The 23,618-nt window shown below is 43.7% G+C and carries 21 protein-coding genes; 17 read left to right on the top strand and 4 right to left on the bottom strand.

Features of this window, described 5'->3' with window-relative positions; translation table 11 throughout:
- From tssA to LY387_RS09710, 7 genes are all read left to right on the top strand, one after another.
- Positions 1-1,569 carry a type VI secretion system protein TssA gene (tssA, locus tag LY387_RS09740; RefSeq protein WP_234493935.1) on the top strand — a complete coding sequence of 523 codons (1,569 nt, stop codon included), beginning with the start codon at positions 1-3 and terminating at the stop codon, positions 1,567-1,569.
- 27 nt (positions 1,570-1,596) lie between these two features.
- Complete coding sequence (gene tssB, locus LY387_RS09735; protein WP_234493934.1) at positions 1,597-2,103, top strand: type VI secretion system contractile sheath small subunit; 507 nt, start codon at positions 1,597-1,599, stop codon at positions 2,101-2,103.
- 8 nt (positions 2,104-2,111) lie between these two features.
- Positions 2,112-3,587 (top strand): type VI secretion system contractile sheath large subunit, encoded by a 1,476-nt coding sequence (tssC, locus tag LY387_RS09730; RefSeq protein ID WP_042475331.1) that lies wholly within the window; start codon positions 2,112-2,114, stop codon positions 3,585-3,587.
- Between the two features lie 61 nt (positions 3,588-3,648).
- Positions 3,649-4,059, top strand: coding sequence for a type VI secretion system baseplate subunit TssE (tssE, locus tag LY387_RS09725; protein WP_042475334.1), 411 nt, complete (start codon positions 3,649-3,651; stop codon positions 4,057-4,059).
- A gap of 10 nt (positions 4,060-4,069) precedes the next feature.
- Entirely contained in the window at positions 4,070-5,818 is a 1,749-nt protein-coding gene (gene tssF, locus LY387_RS09720) for a type VI secretion system baseplate subunit TssF (protein ID WP_234493933.1), read from the top strand.
- On the top strand, positions 5,815-6,813 hold the full coding sequence (gene tssG / locus LY387_RS09715) for a type VI secretion system baseplate subunit TssG (protein WP_234493932.1): 999 nt from the start codon (positions 5,815-5,817) through the stop codon (positions 6,811-6,813). Before tssF ends, tssG begins: the two co-directional genes overlap by 4 nt.
- Positions 6,814-6,854: 41 nt before the next feature.
- Complete coding sequence (locus LY387_RS09710) at positions 6,855-7,772, top strand: hypothetical protein (RefSeq protein ID WP_234493931.1); 918 nt, start codon at positions 6,855-6,857, stop codon at positions 7,770-7,772.
- A 167-nt stretch (positions 7,773-7,939) separates the two neighbouring features.
- Here LY387_RS09710 and LY387_RS09705 read toward each other — a convergent pair whose 3' ends face one another.
- The 3 genes from LY387_RS09705 to LY387_RS09695 are packed head-to-tail and all read right to left on the bottom strand — an operon-like array spanning position 7,940 to position 13,151.
- The gene (locus LY387_RS09705; RefSeq protein ID WP_234493930.1) at positions 7,940-8,392 is read right to left on the bottom strand and encodes an Lrp/AsnC family transcriptional regulator; all 453 of its coding nucleotides are present in this window, start codon (positions 8,390-8,392) and stop codon (positions 7,940-7,942) included.
- A gap of 27 nt (positions 8,393-8,419) precedes the next feature.
- The gene (gene tssM / locus LY387_RS09700) at positions 8,420-11,821 is read right to left on the bottom strand and encodes a type VI secretion system membrane subunit TssM (RefSeq protein WP_234493929.1); all 3,402 of its coding nucleotides are present in this window, start codon (positions 11,819-11,821) and stop codon (positions 8,420-8,422) included.
- Positions 11,822-11,852: 31 nt separating this feature from the next.
- On the bottom strand, positions 11,853-13,151 hold the full coding sequence (locus tag LY387_RS09695) for a type VI secretion system ImpA family N-terminal domain-containing protein (RefSeq protein ID WP_234493928.1): 1,299 nt from the start codon (positions 13,149-13,151) through the stop codon (positions 11,853-11,855).
- A 589-nt stretch (positions 13,152-13,740) separates the two neighbouring features.
- Here LY387_RS09695 and LY387_RS09690 point away from each other — a divergent pair.
- The 10 genes from LY387_RS09690 (at position 13,741) to folM (ending at position 22,015) form a co-directional block, all read left to right on the top strand.
- The gene (locus tag LY387_RS09690) at positions 13,741-14,343 is read left to right on the top strand and encodes a hypothetical protein (protein ID WP_234493927.1); all 603 of its coding nucleotides are present in this window, start codon (positions 13,741-13,743) and stop codon (positions 14,341-14,343) included.
- A 9-nt stretch (positions 14,344-14,352) separates the two neighbouring features.
- Complete coding sequence (locus tag LY387_RS09685) at positions 14,353-15,852, top strand: type VI secretion system-associated FHA domain protein (RefSeq protein ID WP_234493926.1); 1,500 nt, start codon at positions 14,353-14,355, stop codon at positions 15,850-15,852.
- Positions 15,845-16,345, top strand: coding sequence for a type VI secretion system lipoprotein TssJ (gene tssJ / locus LY387_RS09680; protein ID WP_081936054.1), 501 nt, complete (start codon positions 15,845-15,847; stop codon positions 16,343-16,345). Before LY387_RS09685 ends, tssJ begins: the two co-directional genes overlap by 8 nt.
- An 11-nt stretch (positions 16,346-16,356) precedes the next feature.
- Positions 16,357-17,682 (top strand): type VI secretion system baseplate subunit TssK, encoded by a 1,326-nt coding sequence (tssK, locus tag LY387_RS09675; protein WP_234493925.1) that lies wholly within the window; start codon positions 16,357-16,359, stop codon positions 17,680-17,682.
- The gene (gene icmH, locus LY387_RS09670; RefSeq protein ID WP_234493924.1) at positions 17,679-18,470 is read left to right on the top strand and encodes a type IVB secretion system protein IcmH/DotU; all 792 of its coding nucleotides are present in this window, start codon (positions 17,679-17,681) and stop codon (positions 18,468-18,470) included. The genes tssK and icmH overlap by 4 nt, the downstream gene beginning before the upstream one ends.
- Before the next feature lie 281 nt (positions 18,471-18,751).
- Positions 18,752-19,315, top strand: a complete 564-nt coding sequence (locus LY387_RS09665; RefSeq protein WP_234493923.1) for a hypothetical protein — start codon at positions 18,752-18,754, stop codon at positions 19,313-19,315.
- Between the two features lie 353 nt (positions 19,316-19,668).
- Positions 19,669-20,166, top strand: a complete 498-nt coding sequence (gene folK / locus LY387_RS09660) for a 2-amino-4-hydroxy-6-hydroxymethyldihydropteridine diphosphokinase (RefSeq protein ID WP_234493922.1) — start codon at positions 19,669-19,671, stop codon at positions 20,164-20,166.
- Positions 20,167-20,277: 111 nt separating this feature from the next.
- Positions 20,278-20,664: a dihydroneopterin triphosphate 2'-epimerase gene (gene folX, locus LY387_RS09655; RefSeq protein ID WP_234493921.1), complete on the top strand. Its 387-nt coding sequence runs from the start codon at positions 20,278-20,280 to the stop codon at positions 20,662-20,664.
- Positions 20,664-21,302: a GTP cyclohydrolase I FolE gene (folE, locus tag LY387_RS09650; RefSeq protein WP_234493920.1), complete on the top strand. Its 639-nt coding sequence runs from the start codon at positions 20,664-20,666 to the stop codon at positions 21,300-21,302. Before folX ends, folE begins: the two co-directional genes overlap by 1 nt.
- Positions 21,299-22,015, top strand: a complete 717-nt coding sequence (gene folM, locus LY387_RS09645) for a dihydromonapterin reductase (RefSeq protein ID WP_234493919.1) — start codon at positions 21,299-21,301, stop codon at positions 22,013-22,015. Before folE ends, folM begins: the two co-directional genes overlap by 4 nt.
- Positions 22,016-22,616: 601 nt before the next feature.
- Here folM and LY387_RS09640 read toward each other — a convergent pair.
- Positions 22,617-23,120: an AAA family ATPase gene (locus LY387_RS09640; protein ID WP_234493918.1), complete on the bottom strand. Its 504-nt coding sequence runs from the start codon at positions 23,118-23,120 to the stop codon at positions 22,617-22,619.
- Between the last annotated feature and the right edge of the window lie 498 nt (positions 23,121-23,618).

The raw sequence follows: 23,618 nt of genomic DNA, 5'->3' as shown, positions 1-23,618 counted from the left end.
ATGTCAATTGTCGATTTAGATAAGCTTTTGTCACCTATCTCGGACGGCTGTCCTTGCGGAGAAGACGCTCGTTATGAGTTCTGCTACGAAATGATGGAAGCTGAAGTAAAGAAGTTTGGTTCTCTATTTGGCGAAACGGTTGATTGGAGTGTCGTTAAAACGCATGCCATGGAGGTTCTAGAGAAGCATAGCAAGGATATTAAGGCACTGTGTTATCTCATTCGAGCGCTTACAGAAGAGTCCGGTTTAGACGGGTTTAAAAGCGGGCTCGAGTTACTTGTCGCGACACTTGAACAGTTCGGCGCTGAACTATACCCGAGACGTAAGCGTGGCAGAGATGGTGCAGTCGAGTGGATAAACCATCAGTTTAGTCTTGTTAGCACCAAGCTGTCGGAAACACCTCAATCCTGGGAGTTGATCTCGGCTTGCGTCGATGAGGTAGGCAAAGTTCAGTCTCTGTTTGACAAGACCTTTGAAGACTCGGAAAGCGACTTTTTTGAAATAAGAACGCAGCTGAATACCTTGATGCAACAAGCCACAGCAGATAGTCAACTGCAAGAGCCAGATCCAAAAGCTGACGATAGCGTGGCGTCTGCAGAGATTCAGCTACAAGAACCAACTGAACCTCAAACCGAAAAAAAACAGCGACTAATTGAAAAGCAGCCCCTGCAGGCAAACTCGCAACCAAGTAAGTGTAATGTGCCTGCAGTTGAAGTCGATACGGACTTCACCTCTCCGGCAGCATCCAAACGTACGTTAAAAAACGTCGCTGAGGTGCTTATCAATGCTGATGCGAGTAGCGCGCTTGCTTACCGAATATACCGTCATCTTACCTGGGATGATATTGATGGCTTACCTGATCATCAGAACCAAATCACGCCACTCAGCTTGGCTGTCTCTGCTGATCAACAGGCGAATTATAAGGATAAGGCTAAGCAAGAAAGTGACATCGAAACGCTAAAGAAGCTAGAGAGAACGCTGACGGACGCGCCATTCTGGCTTACCGGGCATTTCTACGTTTACTCCATGTTGAATAATTTAGGTTTTGCTGATGCAGCGCATGCCGTAAAGCATGAGGTCAGACAATTTATTCATGCGTTTGATGGACTTGAAACACTCGAATTTAAGAATTCTATTCCATTTGCAGACGAAGAAACTCGTCAATGGCTCTCAGCCAAAGATGGTTTGCCTTCTAATGACGACAGTACAGTGCGAACCGTATTCGTTACTCAAGAGGACTCACTGCAAACGGAGGATATTACCCTAGATAATCTGGGGGAACACGCCGCGGAACTTGCTCGAAAACTGGAGCTGGATAGCTCAGGAAGAGGGCAGTTTGTTCTGCATTTGCAATTAATAGCAGCTTACCAGTCTGTCGGTCTGTTTCCACTGTGTTTGCCATACCTGAAGCGAGGTTGGGAAATACAAAAGGTATTCAATCTTGCCAGCTGGGAACCCCACTTATCTATGCAACTTGAAACCTTGATTCGCAAAACGCTGCAAGCGCTTTATGAGAACAAGGAACTATTGCCAGTTGAATATGAAGAGTGGCAAGCAATGTACGACTAGTTACAAGAGTTAAATAAGGAACTAAATATGTCACGTGATGGCTCGGTGGCTCCTAAAGAGCGAATTAATATCCGTTATGTTCCAGCGACAGGCGATGCGCAAGAAGACGTAGAGTTGCCGCTGAGCATGATGGTGGTGGGTGACTTCACTGCACGTGCAGATGAAACACCGATCGAGGAACGTACACCAATCAACATCGATAAAGACAATTTTAACGAAGTATTGGATGGCTACGCTCCGAATGTAAAGGTCAGCGTCGAAAACCGTCTTACAGATGAAGAAGGTGCTCAGATTGGTGTCGATCTAACGTTCAAGGATATGAAAGACTTTTCTCCTGAGTCGATCGCCAAAAGTGTCCCAGAGCTAAATAGTCTGCTCGAGCTACGCGAAGCTCTTGTTGCTCTGAAGGGGCCACTTGGCAATGTACCCGCTTTCCGTAAAAAGATTGCCGCGGTACTCCAAGACGAAGACGCGAGAAAGAAACTACTGGATGAACTAAGCATTGGTGAAGACCAAGAAGCGAAAGAAGAGTAAGGAACGACATGTCGGCAGAAGCACAAGCTCCAGAACAAGAAGCGGCTCTCGCAGAGTCAGGGTCACTTCTTGATAGCATTCTAAACGAAACACGCTTAAAGCCTAGCGATGAAGGCTTTGATGTTGCTAAACGTGGCGTAGAGGCGTTCATTGGTGAACTACTTAGTAGCTCCACGACTGAGAAGGTTGATCAATCTTTAGTTGACCTAATGATCTCTGAAATTGACCAAAAGCTTTCTAAACAGGTTGATGCCATTCTTCATAACGAGGAAGTTCAAGCGATTGAGTCTACATGGCGTGGTCTTAAGTATTTGGTGGATCACACGGACTTCCGTGAAAACATTCAAATCGAACTGATCTCAGCGAAGAAAGACGAGGTTCTTGATGATTTCGAAGACGCACCTGAGGTTGTAAAATCAGGGCTTTATAAACAGATCTATACTCGCGAGTACGGTCAATTTGGTGGTAAACCAGTTGGGGCCGTGATCTGTGACTTCCAACTGTCAGCATCATCTCCAGACATCAAGCTGATGGAATACATGGGTAACGTAGGTGCAATGTCACATGCACCGTTTATTACTTCAGCCTCGGCTAAGTTCTTTGGTGTGGACTCATATGAAGAGCTTCCGAACCTTAAAGATCTTAAATCAGTGTTTGAAGGTCCTCAGTACACCAAATGGCGTGGTTTCAGAGAGCATGAAGATGCACGTTATGTAGGTCTATGTACGTCTCGCTTTATGCTTCGTACTCCATATTCGGTTGAAGACAATCCAATTAAGGCGTTCGACTACGATGAGCAGGTGACAGATAGCCACAGCAATTACCTATGGGGTAATTCGGCCTATGCGATGGCATCGAAAATTAGCGAATCATTTGCTAAGTATCGTTGGTGCCCGAACATCATCGGTCCACAAAGTGGCGGTGCTGTATTTGATTTACCTGTTTACAACTTTGAATCAATGGGTCAAATCGAAACCAAGATACCGACAGAAATCTTGGTTTCAGATCGCCGTGAGTACGAACTTGCAGAGGAAGGCTTTATCGCACTAACCATGCGCAAAGGTTCTGATAATGCAGCTTTCTTCTCTGCAAACTCGGTTCAAAAACCAAAAGTGTTTGCCAATACACCAGAAGGTAAGCAAGCAGAAATGAACTATAAGTTGGGTACTCAGCTGCCTTATATGTTCATTATCAACCGTTTAGCACACTACATTAAAGTGCTGCAACGTGAGCAAATCGGCTCATGGAAAGAGCGCTCTGACCTAGAGATTGAGCTTAACAAGTGGATCCGACAGTATGTTTCTGACCAAGAGAACCCACCTGCGGAAGTTCGAGGTCGCCGTCCACTTCGAGCAGCCAAAGTAGAAGTGTCAGATGTTGAAGGCGATCCAGGTTGGTATAAAGTCGCAATGTCTGTACGCCCTCACTTCAAATACATGGGTGCAAGCTTTGACTTATCTCTGGTTGGCAAACTAGACCAATAACTCAATATCGATAAGACCAAGCAGCCAGTGCAAATTGGCTGCTTTTTTCTTGGATTTACCTATGGAAAAAGGATATCGGTTACTAGAGCGAATTGAGCTAGGAGAGCCGAAGAACAGCTATGAAAAGGTGGTGTCGCACAAACATTTGATTGAGTCTATCCACCTTCATTTAGCTGATTTACTCAACACACACTCTGGTAACGCCATGATTGATAATGATTATGGTCTGCCGGATTTTAATGACGTTCTCGCAAACAATACGAACTTGGTGCGTCATATTCAAAAGAACATCTCTTCAACGATTGAGCAATTTGAACCAAGAATGCTCAACGTCGAGGTTCACTACAAAGAAGATCATCACAACCCACTCCAATTAAGCTTCGCCATTTGCGGTGAGGTATCTCATAACGGTGGGAAAGTCCCCATGTCGATAGATGTGTTCATGGGAACAGATGGCCAATTTAACGTTTAGTAGGTGCCAATTGAGTAGTAGTAAGTATTTTCAAGATGAGCTCACTTATCTGCGTGAAGCCGGTAGTGAGTTTGCCCAATACCACCCAAAGCTTACCCAATTTCTATCAGAAGGAACGTTTGACCCTGATGTAGAAAGGTTGTTGGAAGGTTTTGCATTTTTGACTGGCAGAATCAGGGAAAAAATTGATGACGAACTGCCCGAGCTGACTCAGTCGTTAATGACCCTGTTGTGGCCACACTATATGCGTTCAGTCCCCTCTATGTGCATTACGGAGCTCACGCCTCATGTTGGTGGATTATCCGAAAAAACGGTTGTAAAGCGCGGCGCAGAGATGGCAAGCGAGCAAGTTGAAGGAACGCAATGTCTTTTCCAGACCTGCTACGATGTTGATCTTTATCCAATCTCTATTGGTGGAATTGAACAGAGTAATACGCGCACAAGTTCGGCAATCAATGTATCGCTATCGGCGGAGTATGGTGTTGATATTTCACGCATCGGCCTCGATACGCTGCGCTTGCACCTTCATGGTGAACTGCATATTACTCGTACCGTATTTCTATGGCTCTTCCGCTACTTGGACTACGTTGAGTTGGATGTAGGCGGGGGCTATAAACACAAGCTAAGCCCAGAGTTCATCAAGCCTGTTGGCTACGATGAAGACGAAGCTTTGCTCCCATATGGCGAGAACTCGTTTTCGGGATACAGGCTACTTCAAGAATACTTCTCGCTGCCAGAAAAGTTCATGTTTTTCGACGTTCATGGGCTAGATTGGCTTCGCGGTATCCCACAGCGTAACAGCGTCAACGTCATTTTCCATTTCACTCGAGCACTGCCGCCTGAGGTGGTACTAAAAGATAAGCACCTTAAGCTGCACTGCACGCCTGCAGTCAATTTATTTGAGAAAGATGGTGACCCAATTCGACTAGAACACAGTCGAAATGAGTATAAGGTTCGTCCACAAAGTAGCAGCCAAGAGCACTATGAGGTCTACTCTGTCGAGCGCGTCGAGAGCTGGTGTAAAGATGAGCGCAGACGAAAACCACTTTGCGAGTTTGAGTCGTTTGAACACCAGGTCAATCAGCGAGATAAACGAGAGTTTTATAAAACTAAGGTCAGCGAACGAATCAGCGGTCGTGGTCTTGAGCGTTATATCTCGTTCCACACCCACAACGGGAACATCGCGGATCTGGGCTCAGAAACCGTCCTGATGCAATTGCGTTGCAGCAACGCTGACCTTGCGGAGAGACTCTCCGTAGGAGACATCACTTACAACACGCACAAATCACCGACCTATGCGACTTTTAAGAATATTACAAAGCCGACGCAATCTGTCAGCCCTCAGGTGAATGGAGAGCTTCAATGGCAGTTGATTGCCAATATGTCACTTAACTACTTATCACTTGCCAACATTGATGTGTTGAAAGTTTTGCTATCAACGTATGACTTTCATTCGAGAGTAGACAGGCAGGCTCACAGAGCGTCGATTCATCGATTAGACGGTATTGTCTCTTCTGAGATTCGACCCATTGACCGTGTGTTTCGAGGGGTTTCAGTGCGTGGTAACCAATTTAGACTCGTTGCAAACTCGACCTATTTTGTGAATGAGGGGGATATGTTTTTAATGACTAACGTTCTCAATGAGTTCATCCGACTCTATTCAAGCGTTAACTCGTTCACCGAATTGGAAGTATTCGATCAAGCCAATGGCGAGGTATATCGCTGGAAAAGTCAACTAGGCCAGCAGACGATACTATGATTAATGCACTATCCACTCAAACTCACGAGTTTAGTTTTTTTCAAGCGGTACTTTTGTTGGAGAAGCACTATCAATGGAACGAAGGGAGTGATTTTGTTGCTGTAGGCGAGAACAAGTATTTTCGGCAAGAACGCATTGAGTTCAGTGTTTCACCTGATCTTAGCTTTCCAAAAAGTGATATTTCGTTTGTTGAACACATGGAACGAGCAGGGCAATCATACACACGCATTGAGACGAACTTCTTGGGGCTTCATGGTTCAAGTTCTCCGCTACCCTCATCGTATACTGAGAAATTGGCAGGCAGAGATCCAGAAGATAACCCTGTAAAGGACTTCTTTGACTTCTTCCACAATCGCTACACGAGCATGCTATATCGGGTGTGGAAGAAATATCGATACCACATTCAGTATCAAAGCGGTGCCAGTGACGCCTTTTCTGGACGTATGCTTCACCTAGCTGGTCTCACTGATGTGATGCACGACTGCGATGTAGCTGCGCTAGATAGAGCAAAAATTCTCTCGTACGTTAATCAGCTCTCTACTCGCACTCGTTCTCCCAAGCTCATCTCCGGAATCGTTTCTCATTACTTTTCCCTACCTAGAGTAAGTGTCCAGGAGTGGGTCTATCGCCGCGTTGCCATTGATGAGTGTCAGCGAAACCGATTGAATCGCTCCAACTGTATGCTGGGTAGAGATCTGCATCTAGGAGAGAGTATTGCAGACCTCAATGGTAAGTTTAATTTGTGTATTGATGACATTGATTTCCATACCTATCGCCAGTTTTCCGTTGGGGGTGAACAGCATCCTATTTTACTTGGTCTCATGAGGTTTATTCTTCGCGACCCTATGTCTTGGGATCTAAAACTCACGGTGAGCCTTCATACATTACCCAAGAACTGTTTGGGACAAGGGGAAGGGAACCAGCTTGGTCAAACGCTGTGGCTTGGTGGTCCCAAGCCAAAAGACGCCAAAATCAGCTTTATTGGCAGCATCTAGCCAACGAATTTAAACACTTGAAAGCTTTTAAGGAGGGGCAAGTGTCCTATTTACCTTTTTACATCACCCCAGAAGAATTTGAACAATGCCAACATGACAGAGAGCTGGAACTACGCACCACTGGAATGATAGATAAATGGAAGAGATGCGACTCGGAGCTTGCGAAGCCATTTATAAGTCCCGTTATGGCGCTTATCCCACTTATAGTGCTTGTTCCTATGCACCTGTGGCTAGCCACTGAAATAGAGATGCCAATTGAGGCATTGTGGTTACTGTCTATTAATCTTTTGCTGACATCACTGCTGAGTTACACAACGCTCATTTTGGCAAAACGATACGAATATAACCTGTTTCATACAGGTTTGGTGATAAAGCGTGATCCGATTATTGCACGCTCTTGGCTTCATATTCTTCTTTGGGTTGTAGGCGTGTTCACCTGTGGCGCTGTATTTATAGCCTGTACCGTAGCACCTTTAATTATCTCGATTGCCATTGCGAACCTGCTTCTTTGCTTGCTCTCTCTAAAAAATCAGTCTCGGTTAGAGTCGGACAAGTGTGTTATACCAAGAAAATCCTGGCTGTTTGCTCGTTACAACACGAAGCGCAAAGTTGTCGTTTTATACCATAAAGGTGAGTTTGGGCGGTACGTAGACAAACATCAGAATCGAGTGTTCAGATATCAAGGGGGGAAAGGTAGCGCAATATTCTGTCGCTCAACAGAGCATTTAGATTCGCTGGTAAGACAACTGTCCTCCAGATTTGAGTTAGAGTGCCATCATGTAGGGACTCAATCTTTGTTTGGCTCGGCAAGGCTCGAAGAGAGCGGTGTAAATACACTTCCTAGACGATATCGATTTTACTTGGTGAGTGATGCTCAATCTTTTAGAGATCAGCAATTGATCGCGCCAGCATTTCGCTATGGGAGAGCGGCTCTGCTTCCTGAAATGGTAAAACCTTGAACTGCGTGGATACCAAAATAGAAAAAGAGCGGAAGAGCATGAGCCTCACCATAGTGACAGTGTCACTATGGTGAGGCTTTCAGGTATTTGTTTATCGTTTGTAATTGTTAGATAAACAACTGAAAAGGGCCAGTCTACAACTGGCCCTTGCTTTCGATAATAGAAGACTATCGATTAATCGGCTGGTGGAGTACTACTGTCGTATTCAAAGCGCTGATACCTTGAAAAGACTCAATCTCATTACATAAGTGATGAATAGAGTGAAGGTCAGGCGCCTCAATAAGCGCAATAATATCGAATGTCCCACCAACCACACTCGTCAACCTTACTTCTGGGATCTCCCTTAGTGCATTGGTGACGTCATTTTTCTTGCCTTTCTCACACGAGATAAGTAAATAGCTCGCTGCAGTACGCCCCTCATTTTCCACTCGAATTTGAGCGGTGTATCCTTTAATGATTCCGGTTTTTTCTAGACGACTGATCCTTTCGGCAACAGCGGTACGTGACAAACCGATGTTACGAGAGAGATTTGCGATGGACTCACGTCCGTTTGAAAGAAGACTTGAAAGGATTTTGCGGTCTAGTTTGTCTAAGCCTTGTAGATTGATATTTGAAATCATGTGTTCTGCCTTTTTTATTATGTGTTGTTATTGTGTTTTTTTAATGGACTCTGGAAGCGTGAAGTTGTAAAGCTCTGCCAGAGTAAATGGGTTTTTCTGTGTTAGTGGGGTGACTCGAAGGCTCAAATCCCTACCAGACACTTTAATGTCACTCACGAAACTACCGTCATGAGTGTTGGTTAGCGCAGAATCGCCAAGCAAGCGGTAAATCGCCCACTGACCACTCTTAGCTAACACATGCTGTTTGCCTTCATCTGTTAAGTCTTGAATGGTAATACTGATATTGAAGTCGCCGTTCTGAGGAGGCCATTGTAGTTCTCGAATACGACTTGGCCCGTGGTAATAATCAATATTAGTATCCGCAATCTTTAGACTTGCTCTGATGGCACTCGAATCAAGGTCAAGCACCTTGGCACTAAATGGAATGCTCACCTGGTTAGTACTTTTGTTTATCAAAGTGTCGCGAATAACATTGTAGTTTCGCAACTGAACAAGCAGTGCTGGCGACAATGGCATGACCTCACCATCGACCTCTTTCGGAATCCAAAGGTTGGTATCGTAGAAAGGTGCAAAGTTCTTTTGAATAAAGGTGTCAATTAATCCACCAGAAGCAAACAGGTACTCAAAGTCTTCGATTGAGATCTCTTCGGTCGCAGTTAAGTCAAACGGGTATTTGCCTAAGCCAAGTTCTTTGAACTTAGAGAAAACCTCGCTATACCATTGAGTTTGAATCCCTTGGGCTGACTCACCAATCATGACCGACCAACTTTGATTAACGACACCAAGCAACCAACTTCGCACAGGCTCTGGTGATTTTTGAGCAATCTGTTTGAGCTTGATAAGGGGATCAGCTTCAGTACTACTCATACGATTTTGTGCTGCTGACAGAGCTGCCTGCTGTGGGTTTGGGGCATCAGCAATTTCCTTCATGTAAGTACGAAGATTGCTTAGTGCCGCAATGGTTTCATCCCATGGGGTTGGAGAGTTTGGCGTTTCGTTTATCTGTAGCTGATTGAGTAACTTAAAGGCATTTTCAACCCGTTTCATCAACAAGTAATCGGGTTGAACCACCTCTTCAACGAGTTGTGTAGCCTCTGAGGCCGCCTCCAGTAGTTTAGGATTAACGTTTGGAATCGTGACTTCTTTCTCTCCTACCGGCGAAAACTGCGTATTGGTATAAACCTGTTTCAACACCGTTGTTAGCGGGGATGAGGGACCAGAAATCAAGTCAATCGCATTGGTGAGCTCACCTACATTGTTATAGCTTTGAACTTTCAGTTCACTGAGTGCATTACGCCAGTAGTTGATGTAATCATCTGTGTACTTTTTACGGACTTGCTCTTTGAATGCATCTTGCTCTTTCTTTGTTGGTATTACGTGATTAGACAATCCAAGCACCCAGTTATCACTGATAACTTGTTGCGACATCAGGTCTACTTGAGGACGATAAAAGGTACTAAAGCCTGTTGACGTATACACTTTGTCGATGATCAAGCGCTCTTCTTCATTTGGAGCACTAAAAACATTGCTGAACTCAAAGCCAACCGCACGCTCTAGGTCTAATGAACCTAAATCGATTGCCTGTGCTTGGCTTAAAATGCCAGCATAAACCAAGTCAACGTTGGAGTTGGCGAGGAGTGCTCGCCTTGTTGCACGTACGACATCCATGTTGATTGCTACTGGGGCAAACTGAGTTCTAAAGTAAGCATCAAGATATCTCATGGATTCTTCGACAACATGTGGTTGTGAGCTAAGTGCATTTAAAACTTGACCCGTTTGATGACGAAGAAATTGTATATCGCGCTTGGAAGGATCTTGAAGCATCAAGTAGCCCTTTAGTAGCGGCAAAGACTTGTTGAACGCATTTTGATGCTGCGTAAGCTGCATGCGGTAACCTTGCTCAACGACCGGAATGATGTTTTCTTCTACTTGTTTAAGTAAGGCTTCATAAGCAATCTTAGTGCTCTGATCGAGGCGACTGATATTGAGAGGTAGTAGTTCCTCATCGAGCGCTTGTGTACCGCTAAGCCATGCGGAGTAAGAAGGTTCTACGCTGTGAGTTGCTCCCTTTAACATGACATCAAAACTTGGATCTAGGACGGCACTGTCACCTTGGTTGACCCCCATAAGCTGACCAATAACATTTAAGTTTTTTTCTAGCATGGTAGAGAAGTAGTAACCACCTCCGACGACAAGGGCGAGTGAAAATGCAAAAGCCAAGCGACTTCGTCTCTGGATCCCACGAAGGTAGGTTTTATTCTCACCGGCAAAATCGCGCTCAGGAAGAATCTGAGAGTCGACCAAAAGCCGAGAAAAATAAGGTGTTTCCGAAAGCTGAGTATGCTCAGAAGCGATAATCGGCAGGTTGAAATAGTTACTACAACTCTTTGCCAAGAGATTGTACTTTCGCCCACCTTGGATGCTAGAGCAGAAGAAAATCTCGCGCACATCGAGTGAGTAGAAGCCGCTGTTGGACTCACATAGTCGCTCGACTACGTATCCGATTTCTTGCTGACACAACTCAAATTGTTTCGGAAAAGCGAGAATAGCTTGCTTCTCATCAACATCCGCTGAGTTGGCTGATGAGTCGAGAGCGTTACTTTCTAGAACTTTAACTAGATTCTGAAAACTATCTCGGTAGTAATCTGATATGGCACCTTTCGCTTCTTTCAGCGGTATCGTTAAAAACTCCACTCGAGTTTTTAACGAGCTAAACTGTACGTATTCTTTGAAGCCATCGAGTTTATCCAACTTGGACATAAACAGGTAAACAGGGAGTGCTGCCGACGTTTTCTCACTAATAGAGTGTAGGCGTTGCAACAATGCACTCAGTGCATATTCCTTCTGCTCTTGTTCTGATACGATCAGGAACTCGAAATCAATGAACAGAAGAGAACCGGCGAGAGGTTTGCGTGGTGTGTGTCTGATGAGTTCATTGACAAATCGATCCCATAAAGCCCCGTCACTACTTGATATCTCTTGGAAAGTGAGTCTTTGGTCGGGTTTAATAAAAACCGCGCTATCTGATTCGTACCACTCAAAGAAGTCGTTCTTAGCTGTGCGAGTGCGATCCATAGGCTTGATCGCGCTTGAGCTATACAAAAACTGGCTTCTTCCTGAACCTTTCGGACCGACAATGAGATAGATGGGTTTTTTGCCTGCTTCTGAGAGCAGGGGTCTAATGACCATAGAAAGGGCTTCTTCTTCCGTTTCTAGTTGTTGAGCCTTTACGTTGTTTTTCTTCTTGAACCAGAGGCTGAGAAGAAACAGACCTAGTAGCGCTGCGATGACACCAACACCTAGCCATAGCAGGGTGTGATCTTGCAGGCCTAACCAAAATAAACAGACGGATGTATATATAATTGCGATAACTATAGCTATTGATACCGATATAAATATCGGGCTTCTTATTAGTTTGTGTTTAAACATAGTTGTTGTTACTTCTTAAGCCTTAGTGGTGTTATTTTTCTATCAGCTTGAGCTGATTTATTTTATAGAGATATATGTTAAGTAAACGGATTGATTGATCTAATTCTTCGCTATTGTTATTTTTCTCAGCGTAATCAATGCGTCCTAAAAGTGGGAACAGTGAGTTGCTGTACTCATATGCCATGCTGGACTGTCTATTTGGGTTGTCTATCACGACATTGGCGAATACAGTGCGAGCACTCGAAAATTTGCGAAATAGGGCGTTAAACTCCGACTCAAGATTGGAGCTCTGCTGCAAAAAACGCTCTCTGAGCATGAGCGCAGAAGAAGAGTCGGGATAAAGCTCAATGAGTTCTGCTGTTAATCTTCCTAGCGTTTCAGCTTGCGAAACTTTAACGGCATCTGATGTCCAGTCGCTCATTAGAGTATCTACGCGGTCTACGCTAGTTGCTCTTAACGACGCATCTTTATTAATGCTGATGTATTTTTTAGAAGTGATTACACGAGCGAGTTCGTCAATCGAGGCGTTCTCAATACGTGTTTTCATGGACTCGAATTGATACTGACGGAACGAAAAATGCGCAGCGACAGCAACGGCGATGACAAGCACGATAGCCAGTATGATCAAGCTACTCGAATTCGTGGAGTGGCTCGCTTTTTTCGCAACCGGTTGATTGGCCGTGAAAGTTGGTGTGACATCCACTTTTATCGTAGAAGAAGCTTGTTCGACCGTCTTCAGCACAGGTTTGTTAGCCACAGACTCTTTTCTCGCAATCTCTTTCAACTCAAGCTCTTTGAGAGAATCTAACCATTGCGACAGCAGGCGACGGATTCGTCCAAACGACGGTGCTTTGATGCCGTAGTGAAGTCGAAGTTCTTCTTCTATTTTCAAACATAGTTGGTGAATTGCTTCAATAACTTGTCGCTCTTCGGGTTGTGGTTTGTGTTTGTTTAATCTTTTTTCCGCGTTTTCGATCATCCACTCGATCGTGCTAATACGTGCGGATGATTTGCTGTGCTCAGGATACGCCGAATACCAGTAGACAACACAAAGATCGAGTACTGAATTTAGCCCATCGTACAGCCCAGATAACCCATTTAAATGAGTTGCTGCAACAGTGTAATAACAGCTACAGCGGAAGTCTTTACTGTGTGAAGTGAGTATGGTTTTGGAGAGTTCGAGTACTTTCTTCCATGACACTTTGCCTGTTACTTTATTCAAATTGTTTATTTGACGCTTTATTTCGTCAAATTCGTCCAAACGAACTGGGTTAACACCACAGGGGTTTTCTTTAGAGATTGGCCTTCTCGTAAAGTCACAATGAAGCATATATTTGACATCCAACTGATAGGTGAAAATGTATAATTATGATTATTAAAATGAGGTGAATTATAAATTTTGTACGATTCTATAGTTAAAAAGTAGAAATTAAATATTAAAAAGTTAAATTTGTTCTTAATATTGCCTTAATGGAACCAGGATCACAGATCACCATTCTTTAGGCTTGATCAGGTATAGTGTTTCGTAGTTTATTTAACTGGTTTGTCTCTTTCTTTGAGTCTAACTTATTGTAATTTAAGGATATAATATTCGGTAACTGCATATGTGATTAGGTTTATATTGATAAGTGGTATCTCGTTTTCAGGGGAGTGTTTGTTGTTTGATATAGTTGTTTTTACTAATGTAATTAAATAAGCTGTTGTAAACGTTTGCTATTTGTTGTTATTGATAGTTTTGTCTGTTGATTTGTATCATATTAGTAATCTTTCTTTCGTTTAGTTGTTTATTCTAGGCGATCTGTTCTATTTGCTAGTTATAATGCCTTATTTGTGTTTGGTGTGGGTTTGAACCTTGAAAACATAACGATAATTGCTATCTTCGCGAGTCATTATCACAAGGGATATACCTAGAGGGAAAAATGTATAGACCATTTCAATTAGGACTGGTTTCAGCTTTGTGCCTAGCTACACCTTTTGTTATGGCAAAAGGTGAGCGTTATGGTGCGTCGGTTAATGTACTTGCAGTAGAGAGTGTCAAGTATGATGAAGGTTCAAGTGGCGATAAACAGTCTCTGAGATATGGTTTCGTGCATACTCGCCCGATAGACGAAACTAATAACCGGTGGCGATGGTGGCTGGGATTAAACTATCTGCAAGACCAATTTACGGCACCAAATAATGGGGTGTATCAAGAGGCGACAAATTTTGAGTTTAGGGTGGTACCACAGTTTGCTTTGAGTTCGTGGAGTGTTTTCACCCCATATATCGGAGCTGGATTGTCTTTGGGCTATTCGCAATACACAAACCGTTGGAAGGTCGATGATGAAGGCTTTAAATATGGCTCGCAACTGCAAGATATTGAGCAATTTGAAGTTGGAGCAGTGGCTACCTTTGGTGCGGTAATTAAATTAGGTAGCAATCCTGATGCTCATTTACAGGTTATTCCTCAGTTATCCTATATAGCACCTATATATAACAATGGGATTGGTGGTGCAGAACTTACGATCTCACTTTTATTTTGAGGCTTACCAATGCAGCTAAATCAGCTGAATCTATTCATATCTAAATGCCCAGAAGAATACACGGGCTCTAAACATTTCGAAATGCCTGAAAACGGTGGCTCTATAGGTCGTGCACCTAGCTGTACACTTTCCCTTAATGATCACAATCGTTTCATTTCTGGTACCCATTGCTTGATCTCAGTTTATGGAGACACCTTTTATATTAGTGATGTAAGTACTAACGGTACCTTGGTCAATGGAAATAAAATACTGAAAAGTCAGCCTATTTCTATTTGCGATGGGGACGTTATTTCATTGGGTCAATATGAAATTGGTATAACACTAGAGAATACGATGATCGCGCAAGATATCGCAGTTGATATTGCACCGGAACGAACCTCTAATGACCCCCTTGCCAATCTTGATGATATCGCTGTTGAAGAAGACCATAAGCTTGGTGCGATAGAAGATCTGTTTATGGAAACGAAACATGACGATGTAGACAGTGATGATCCCGTAGCCCATATTGAGTTTTCTACACGAGTCGATGATGACTTTCTTATTCGAGATGACAACCTTCAAAACGACCGAACAGCTCCTGAGGTTGTTAGCACTCGTCAGATCGCCGATGACAGTATCAGTATTCACTCTCAAGTCGATTTACCGAACTTAATTCCAGAAGACTGGCTGGCTGACAACACAACTTCAAAACCACCTTTAACCAGTCAAGGTGATGAAGAGCCTGGCCAAAACAAAGAACAATACCCAAATGCGCGACTTGATGAGGAACAGGTAAATCCATCGTTCAAGGAGAACGAAGTGAAACAACCCCAATCGTCGATAGAACAGAGTTATGGTTCAAGAACGAGTCCATCTACGAATGGCCTTAAATGGGAGGAAGTAACCCAACAGTTTGTTCCCACGGCGCAAAGTCAGACAGACGCGACAGATTCGAACCGCGAGACACCGGCAAGCTTTGTGCCTAACTCGACCTCACCAGAGCCACTTACTAGCGAACAACAAGATCTCTGTACTGCGTTTTATCAGGGCTTAGGAGTCAGTGACACTGACCTGATGAAGCGTGACGCGTCGACGTTTAAAAACCTTGGTGCGGGATTGAGACTCTGTATGGAGCATCTTCAAAATAGCTTAAAAGAAGTGGAAGCGCTTAAAGATGATACGGTCGCTGATACTGCGGATGTAAATCTGACCGAATTGATGTTAACGCTGACTCAACAAGAACTATTGTCACCTAATGAGCTCGTCGAACAGATGCTTGATGAGTTGAGTGATCATCGTATTTTGTTTAACAAAGCGGTGAGTGAATTATTGATGGAACAAACCAAGGCCAATGATCCAGCGTCATTTGCTAAACAGTATTCCAGTAATGCTGTGTTCTCAACAAAGTCTAAGTTGTGGTCAAGCTATCAAGACTTCTACCAAGAGAATAGCCGTCAGATTCATGAAGGTTCGCTTAAAGAGCTGTTGAGAGAGAACTATAACAAGGTCAATAAGGGGAAACATGCGTAACTTTTTACTTTCTCTGATTGTTCTCATGATGTCGGGGTGTTCAATGTGGGACCAGTTCAAAGAGTCTTCTGGAATTACTCCCGAAACCTCATCTATTGAGTTAGTTATTGAAGCTGACCCGGTCTTGAACTTACGAAAGGGCGGTCAGCCTTCGCCGGTAATCCTTCGAGTTCACGAGTTAAGCTCACCTGTTCTATTTCGGAGCTTAGATTTCTTTGCATTGTTTGAGAATGATAAGGCAGCCCTTGGCGATGAGTACATCAAGCGATATGAGTATCAAGTTCAACCAGGCGACAATATCCATCAAATGCTCGAACTCGATCCAGCAACAAGAGCGGTTGGTTTCTCCGTCGCCTTTCGTGATATCGATGGCTCAGCATGGCGTAAAGTTGAGGTTATTGAAGAAAAGAGTGAGTACTACTTAAAACTGAAACTTAAAGGGAGTGAGCTCTCTTCGAATACTACACGTGGCATTGAACAGACTTATTTTTAAGGGATAAATGAATGTCTTTATACAATCCGGTTGTCTGGCAAGATGGCATGTTCATGAAGCCGCAGCATTTTCAACAACTTGATAGAGCTCAAAACAAATTGTCTAGTATGCTGAGCTCTTATACGGCCAACTATCATTGGGGAGTTCGTCGTTTAGAAGTAAATAGTCAGCTACTCGCCTTGGGTAAGATTGGTATCACTAAAGCAGAGGGTATTCTGCAAGACCGAACACCGTTTGATCTTCCATTGCTGGCGGAGTTACCTGACGTTAAAGAAGTGGATCCGTCTATCGCAGACAAAATCGTCTACTTATGCTGTCCTCTTCCGTCTGAGCGATCGGAGCTCTTTGGTGAAAGAGGCGACGGTGCTCGTTTTAGTATTGAGTCCCAGGAAGCTTCCGATGCTTGCTATGACTCAGAAGACCTAACAAACATCGCTGTCGGTAAACTGAATTTTTGCTTGATGTATGATCATGAAGACCGGAGCTCTTATACTTCGGTACCTATTCTAAAAATCTCTGAAGTAAAACCTGACGGCAGTGTCATTCTAGATGAGAGTTTTGTCCCAACCTGTATTGATATTCAAGCATCTACTGTCCTTAAGAAGTTCGTTACCGAATTTGCGTCGATGTTGAAACACAGAGCAGAAACGATTGTTGAGAGACTAGGTGTTGTGGATCAGCAAGGCGTGTCCACCGTTTCTGATTTTATGTTACTACAAGCACTTAATCGTTATGAGCCACTGTTTTGGCACATTGACAGTGTGGAAGGTTATCACCCAGAAGAGTTGTACAGGACTTTGCTTCAAGCAGAGGGGGAGCTATCGACGTTATGCTCGGCCTCTCGTCGTCCACTAGAGTACGTGAAATACAACCATGGTGACTTAACGAGTTGCCTTTCTGGAATCATCAATAATGCCAAATTAACACTGAGTGTGATGTCAGATCAGCGAGCGATACCGCTACCATTGAATGACCAAAACTATGGTATCAGAACCGCAGCAATCCCTGATCGCGGCATTGTTGAGAGCACGACGTTTATTTTGGCGGTAAAAGCTGATGTGCCTCTTGATGTGTTACATACTCAGTTTGTATCACAAACCAAAATTGGCTCTATCGACAATATTCGCGACCTCATTAACTTGCAGCTTCCTGGTATCGAAATTAAACCAATGCCAGTGGTACCGCGTGCGCTTCCTTATCATGCTGGCTACACCTACTTCGAGCTAGACAGCTCGGGTGAAGAGTGGGCTGCCCTGAAGAACGCAGCGGCGATCGCACTTCATGTTGCAGGTGATTTTGCCAACTTATCACTACAACTATGGGCAGTTCGCCTATGAGTTATGCTGACACTGACGTAACCGTCGTACTTTTTCAGCCGGAGCCTGGCAAACCGATGGAGGTTATGCCAGCTCCAGATCTTTCCAGAAACATTGCGGTGCAAGATCTCACGATTGCAGGTATCGGCGTAAACAGGCTCGTGGATCAGTTCTCTTGGCTGATCGCCAGCTTGTCATGCATGTCTTCAATTCCTTGGTTAGATGATCCTATGCCGTTTCGTGAACAAGTCGCTCGTGAGATACGAAAAGGTGAAAGAAAACTTAATGAACTGGAGTTAGATAGAGCGTCTATTCTGGTTATACGCTATTGCTTGTGTGCAGCGTTAGATGAAGCGGTTTGTAGGCAAGAGTGGGGGGCTAATAGTAACTGGAGCCAAAACAGTTTACTGTCCGAGTTTCACAATGAAACCTCTGGAGGGGATAAGTTCTTTATCATACTCGAACGACTCAAAGCCGACCCGAGGAAGTATCGAGAGGTGATCGAATTTCTCTATTTACTACTTCAGTTGGGTTTTCAAGGTAAGTTTGGTCGAGAAGAACGGGGAGGGGAGAAACTCGCTGAGGTGGGCAGTACGGTCTATCGACTCATTCGAGATGCTCGTCTCAGTGAACAAGAAAACATTTCATTGATAAATCTAAAAGCAAAATACGTCAAAAGCCCGCTAAAGCGAGTCATTCCCCCAAAGTGGACAATTGGCATTAGTCTGACGGCATTTGCCATTATGTATGCTGCCACGTATTTGTTAATAGACGTCAAATTCCAGCAGCTATTAACCGTCTATCAGTGAAATAATCTAACGAACTCATAGCCATTATACACAGAGGAAGTGTTCCAATTTTCATCCAGTTTGCTTGGAACACTCCGTCCTATCTACATTCTTTGTCATTTCCGCTTCGTTTCTTCACCCTGTAAAATTGATGATTTTTGTAAAATTGACAGTGTAAAAATTTTGTTGTGAAATTGTTTGTAAAAAAGCGCTATTCTAAAAATCAAGCGGTAACCAAACGGTCATAAAGAAGTAACAGGGCTTGGTTAATGCAGTACTCAAAGCAGCTGAAGGAATAGGCTATGAACATGCAAACATTCGATAAGACAGAGCAACAAAACCCACAAAACTTTATCGCACAAGCCGTGTTTGCCGTAGAAATGGTCGACGCTGGTGAGATGACACAAAAACAGAAGATGTCCAAGCAACTACTAGACACACTGTTTCCACTAGAAAGTGGCTCACATGAAGACGTGGTAAGCTACGAAATCAACTACCGCCACGTGCAAGCTTATTTCAAAAATGGACAACACAGCGGTCTTCGTAACAACAAACACTTTGTCGCTTACACTGGTGACGAATGCAGCCCAGACAACATTCTGTTCCGTGACGAAAGCGGTACTCACGTAGAGATCACCATAGCACGTCGAAAAAAAGGCACAGGTTGTCTTGAGTATGTGGAAATTGACGATATTCAAATCGAAACCTGTACTACTTTCGGCGCGACACAAGAAATGGGCTTACGCCACTGGGTTAGCTTGGTGAAGGGCGATGAAAAGCGTCATCCAGCTGCGAGTAATGAAGATAAAGAGTATGTAGCGAAGAATGGTGACGATTATACTCTGATGTTTAGTTATGCTGCTTGATAGGTTACTCAAGTAAAACGAAGAAGCCTCAATATTGAGGCTTCTTTTCAATTGTCTCTCCATCCAAATCAGATCTACACCGCTATTTTCAACCTCTCTAGTCATCAGAACTCAAGCACACTTAACCTGAAAAGCCTTAGTATCTAAAGTGCCCTAAGGCATCAATGATTTCCATTGCTAATCCCAATTGCCCGAAGCGTCTTCGTTTTTGGCCTGCTTTGACTATGTACTCAAACAGGTTTTTAAACAGATAAAGTTAGAAGACGAGGGGGAAAAAATAGCACGCAGCTTCTACGACACTGATCGACGTAAATCCTGGCACGTATCCAACGGGAAAAAAACGGGAAAATAATATGGCGACTGTTTATGTCAGTATCGGAAGTAATATCAACCGCGAATATCACATTACGCAATCCCTCAAGGCATTGAATAGCCGCTTTGCAAACCTACTCATATCTAAATTCTACGATTGCGAGCCTGTTGGGTTCGAAGGGGATAATTTCTTGAATCTAGTCGTTCGGTTCGAATGCGATGTTGCTATCGCAGAATTAGCGAGGGTCTTGCAACAGATTGAACGAGAGAATGGACGCCAGCGTGTAACTAAAGAATACGCTTCACGTACATTGGACATCGATATTCTTCTCTACGATGAGCAAGTAGGCATAATCGACGGAGTTGAATTGCCAAGAGGTGAAATTACCGAGTACGCGTTTGTATTGCGACCTCTGGTTGATGTTGCGGCGGAGGAACTTCATCCTGCTCTTTCCATCTCATTTCAGCAGATCTGGGATAACTTCGATCAGTTGAGCCAGAAAACACAAGCTATACCTTTTGAGCTCAGTCTCTCCTAATCATGTAATTTCTCGAATAGTAATCTGACCACCTTGTTGCTGACGCCCTGTTTGATCTTTTCCTAAAGTCGGCACGTAACCGACATCATCTTCTGATGAGTGGAAATTACAATGAATAACAACGCAATCATTACCATCACGAACCTCAGACTACGAACCTTCATCGGTTTTAATGAGGATGAGAGAACGAAGCAGCAAGACGTCGTTATAAACGCAGAAATCCATTATCCTGCTAACAAACTATGCCTTGCTGATGACGTGGATAACGCGCTCAACTACAAAAACATATGCAAGAAAATCATTCAGCATGTGGAATCCGGGAAATTTTTACTACTAGAAAAACTCACCAGCGACGTGCTCGGGATCTGTATTGACCACTCGTGGGTGCGATACGCGAAAGTTACGATAGACAAACCTCATGCGTTGCGTTTTGCAGATTCCGTCTCGCTTACCTTGAGTTATGAAGCAGATAACGACACCGTCCGAGGAGAGTTCTAATGCCTAGTATCGAAGCAAATAGAGTGAGAGAAGCTCTCATCGCCAAAGGACTTGAAACTCCAATGACGTCGAGTGAAATGAGCAGTGATCAGAAATACAACAGGATCAAAGGGCTCCTAACTGAAGTCGTCAGTACCCTCGGACTTGACCTAACCGACGACAGTCTTGCAGAAACGCCGCATCGCATTGCAAAGATGTACGTGCACGAGATTTTCTCGGGTCTGGACTACGACAACTTTCCAAAAATTAGTGTCATAGACAACAAGATGTCAGTAGATGAGATGGTTAATGTGTCGGATATTGATCTAACGTCAACATGCGAACATCATTTCATTACCATTGACGGACTAGCGCAGGTCGCTTACATCCCCAAATCAAAAATACTGGGGTTGTCTAAAATAAACCGAATCGTTCGATTCTTTGCACAGCGCCCTCAAGTCCAAGAGCGACTCACTCAGCAAATCCTAGTCGCCATACAGACGCTAGTAGAAACAGAGAATGTCGCTGTCACTATCAAAGCGACGCACTACTGCGTCAAATCCAGAGGCGTCATGGATGCCAACTCTGAAACGACAACAACCGCTCTCGGTGGCACCTTCAAAACCAACCCCCAAACCAGAGCGGAGTTCTTGCGATGAGTGAAACAGTTCTAGTCACTGGTGTTGGGAAGCGACTGGGTTTTGCACTCGCGCAGCAACTTCTGGCCGATGGATACCGAGTGGTAGGCACCTACCGAAGTGACTATCCGCAACTGCATTGCCTGCGTGACAATGGCGCCGATCTCCAGCAGGTAGATTTCTATCAAGAAAATAGCTTGGAGGCCTTCCTTAACTATGTAGGTCAAGAGTACAAAGTACTCCGAGCCATTATACATAACGCATCCGATTGGAAGCCGGAGAGCAAGGAGAACCCTGCAGAGGATGCAGCACACATTATCAATCAAATGATGACAGTACACGCAACCGTGCCGTACTTGATTAATCTAACGCTTAAAGACCAACTCATGTCCGGCGATACAACGTCAGACATAATCCACATCAGTGATTACGTTGCAGAGAAAGGCAGTAAAAAACACATCGCTTACGCCGCCAGTAAATCCGCACTCAACAACTTGACCCTGTCGTTTTCTGCAATGCTGGCGCCCAAGGTCAAAGTTAATACTATTTCTCCGGCCATGCTCAAATTCAATGAGCATGACGATGAAGAGTATAAAGCTAAAGCTCTGCGAAAAGCTCTAATCCCTGCAGAGGCCGGTTTTGAGGAAGTGATAGATGGGATCAAGTTTGTACTCGCAAGTCACTATATGACGGGGAGAACGCTGCATCTTGATGGCGGTCGGCACTTAAAGTGAGAGAGTCTTCATCAAATCGAGTAAGGTGCTCATCACAATGGCACAACAAAGAAGTGTCAGGGAAAAACGTGCGCGTTGATAAGGAATTAAGGGAGTTTTTCTCCCTTCTAAAACGGTGAAACCCCGATGTTGGTAGGAAGAAAATAATCTAAGGTATAACCAATTGATATATATAGTGTGAAGGCTGAAAATGGTCGGGTAGTGGCTGTGATTTTGAGGAAAATCGATCTAATTCATATACTTAAGATCATAGGGATAAGCTTAGTACACCACTGGTTTTTGATAGAGCTTTAAATCATAGCGGTGATGATGGTTTTAGGTGCTACATTTAGTCACGTCCAGATTTTAATGGGCGTATCGTTTAATACGTCCTCATTAAATTTTGTATATTAAAGCTCAACTCCATCGCAGACCATTCTATTGAGTTTGATGGTGTAACTCGTATTTTGACAAAACTGAGTCAGTTGTATTACTAAATTAGAATGTAACGGATTAGTCCACGTATGGAAAAGTAACGCCCACTTAAGGTGTGAGCAGACTTGTGCCATGTTTGAGCGAAGCGAGTTCGGCACACGTTGGCGAATCGCTCTTAAAGTGTTTGTTAACTGCATTCTAACCACTTGATGATTTCATTTGCTACCAATTCGGGTTTCAAGTGGCTTGTATCAATTGTGAATAGATTGAGCTCTCTTAGTTCTTGTGCATCTTCTAAGGATTCTTTTATTTTACTTTCGTTCCAGTTTCTTACTGAAAGACGCTTCAGCCTAGTCGGGTCGTCACAATCTAAGAGTAACCAATCAATTTCAGAGAAGAAGGAAATATCTTGCGATTGAAAGTCTTGAGGCGTGTTTGGACAAAACCAAACAGGGACTTTGCCATTTTGTGCAAGAGCTTTTAATAGATCAAACCAGATTTTTCCGTATGGCTTCCACGTATCAGGATCAGTATAAATACTGCTTTTTGCTAATGCACTCGCTGAATCAGCAATCAAATCAATATCAAGAAAAACCAAATTAGACGAACTGGAGTATTCAAGCAAATGCTCTATAACCGTTGATTTTCCAGACCCTGGAGCTCCCGTTACTATTCGTAAAGCTTTATTCATACTTTCCTTTATACATGTTGTGGCAAAAGCAGTTAACGCTGCATGGACGGCTTTTTCCGTCTTTGCAATCCGTCTATGTTGCTGCCATGCACTATAAAACTCAACTGGTATCATACTGTTATGTGAATCGGCATATAGTTGTGGGGTCGAATTACGGAAAAATTCCGTGTAAGAGATCAAAGTACGGATTAGATTAACTTGGTCTATTGGTGTACTGCTTAGGTGTTCCGTTTGCAGGCTCTGAGAAGGTTTGAGGCAACGGCGTGTTTGCCTAGAACGACGTCAGCAAGTCCTTGGACAGAAACGACTTTCGGAGAACCATGCATTAGCAAATCACGAATTAGTATAACTATGGAAAGTCACTTAAACCGGTGTCTAACCTTCTATGCAGATATATAAGGGAAGTGTGGACTTTTGAGTGCTCTCCTACTCAAAAGTAGCTCTAAGGAGGAACTTGAAAGTGAGGAGAGCTGTATAGTCAGTGAATCGTCTATATTA

It is taken from the genome of Vibrio maritimus, from assembly GCF_021441885.1.
Taxonomy (GTDB): Bacteria; Pseudomonadota; Gammaproteobacteria; order Enterobacterales; family Vibrionaceae; genus Vibrio; species Vibrio maritimus_B.
This window is presented reverse-complemented; position numbering and strand designations above follow the sequence as displayed.

Excerpts from the sequence above, each read along its gene's own strand:
- LY387_RS09640 (WP_234493918.1), bottom strand. The coding sequence starts at position 23,120 with ATGAATAAAGCTTTACGAATAGTAACGGGAGCTCCAGGGTCTGGAAAA.
- folM (WP_234493919.1), top strand. The coding sequence starts at position 21,299 with ATGAGTGAAACAGTTCTAGTCACTGGTGTTGGGAAGCGACTGGGTTTT.
- tssC (WP_042475331.1), top strand. The coding sequence starts at position 2,112 with ATGTCGGCAGAAGCACAAGCTCCAGAACAAGAAGCGGCTCTCGCAGAG.
- LY387_RS09685 (WP_234493926.1), top strand. The coding sequence starts at position 14,353 with ATGCAGCTAAATCAGCTGAATCTATTCATATCTAAATGCCCAGAAGAA.
- folK (WP_234493922.1), top strand. The coding sequence starts at position 19,669 with ATGGCGACTGTTTATGTCAGTATCGGAAGTAATATCAACCGCGAATAT.
- tssK (WP_234493925.1), top strand. The coding sequence starts at position 16,357 with ATGTCTTTATACAATCCGGTTGTCTGGCAAGATGGCATGTTCATGAAG.
- tssJ (WP_081936054.1), top strand. The coding sequence starts at position 15,845 with ATGCGTAACTTTTTACTTTCTCTGATTGTTCTCATGATGTCGGGGTGT.
- tssM (WP_234493929.1), bottom strand. The coding sequence starts at position 11,821 with ATGTTTAAACACAAACTAATAAGAAGCCCGATATTTATATCGGTATCA.
- LY387_RS09705 (WP_234493930.1), bottom strand. The coding sequence starts at position 8,392 with ATGATTTCAAATATCAATCTACAAGGCTTAGACAAACTAGACCGCAAA.
- icmH (WP_234493924.1), top strand. The coding sequence starts at position 17,679 with ATGAGTTATGCTGACACTGACGTAACCGTCGTACTTTTTCAGCCGGAG.
- folX (WP_234493921.1), top strand. The coding sequence starts at position 20,278 with ATGAATAACAACGCAATCATTACCATCACGAACCTCAGACTACGAACC.
- tssB (WP_234493934.1), top strand. The coding sequence starts at position 1,597 with ATGTCACGTGATGGCTCGGTGGCTCCTAAAGAGCGAATTAATATCCGT.
- LY387_RS09695 (WP_234493928.1), bottom strand. The coding sequence starts at position 13,151 with ATGCTTCATTGTGACTTTACGAGAAGGCCAATCTCTAAAGAAAACCCC.
- LY387_RS09690 (WP_234493927.1), top strand. The coding sequence starts at position 13,741 with ATGTATAGACCATTTCAATTAGGACTGGTTTCAGCTTTGTGCCTAGCT.
- tssG (WP_234493932.1), top strand. The coding sequence starts at position 5,815 with ATGATTAATGCACTATCCACTCAAACTCACGAGTTTAGTTTTTTTCAA.
- LY387_RS09665 (WP_234493923.1), top strand. The coding sequence starts at position 18,752 with ATGAACATGCAAACATTCGATAAGACAGAGCAACAAAACCCACAAAAC.
- folE (WP_234493920.1), top strand. The coding sequence starts at position 20,664 with ATGCCTAGTATCGAAGCAAATAGAGTGAGAGAAGCTCTCATCGCCAAA.
- tssE (WP_042475334.1), top strand. The coding sequence starts at position 3,649 with ATGGAAAAAGGATATCGGTTACTAGAGCGAATTGAGCTAGGAGAGCCG.
- tssA (WP_234493935.1), top strand. The coding sequence starts at position 1 with ATGTCAATTGTCGATTTAGATAAGCTTTTGTCACCTATCTCGGACGGC.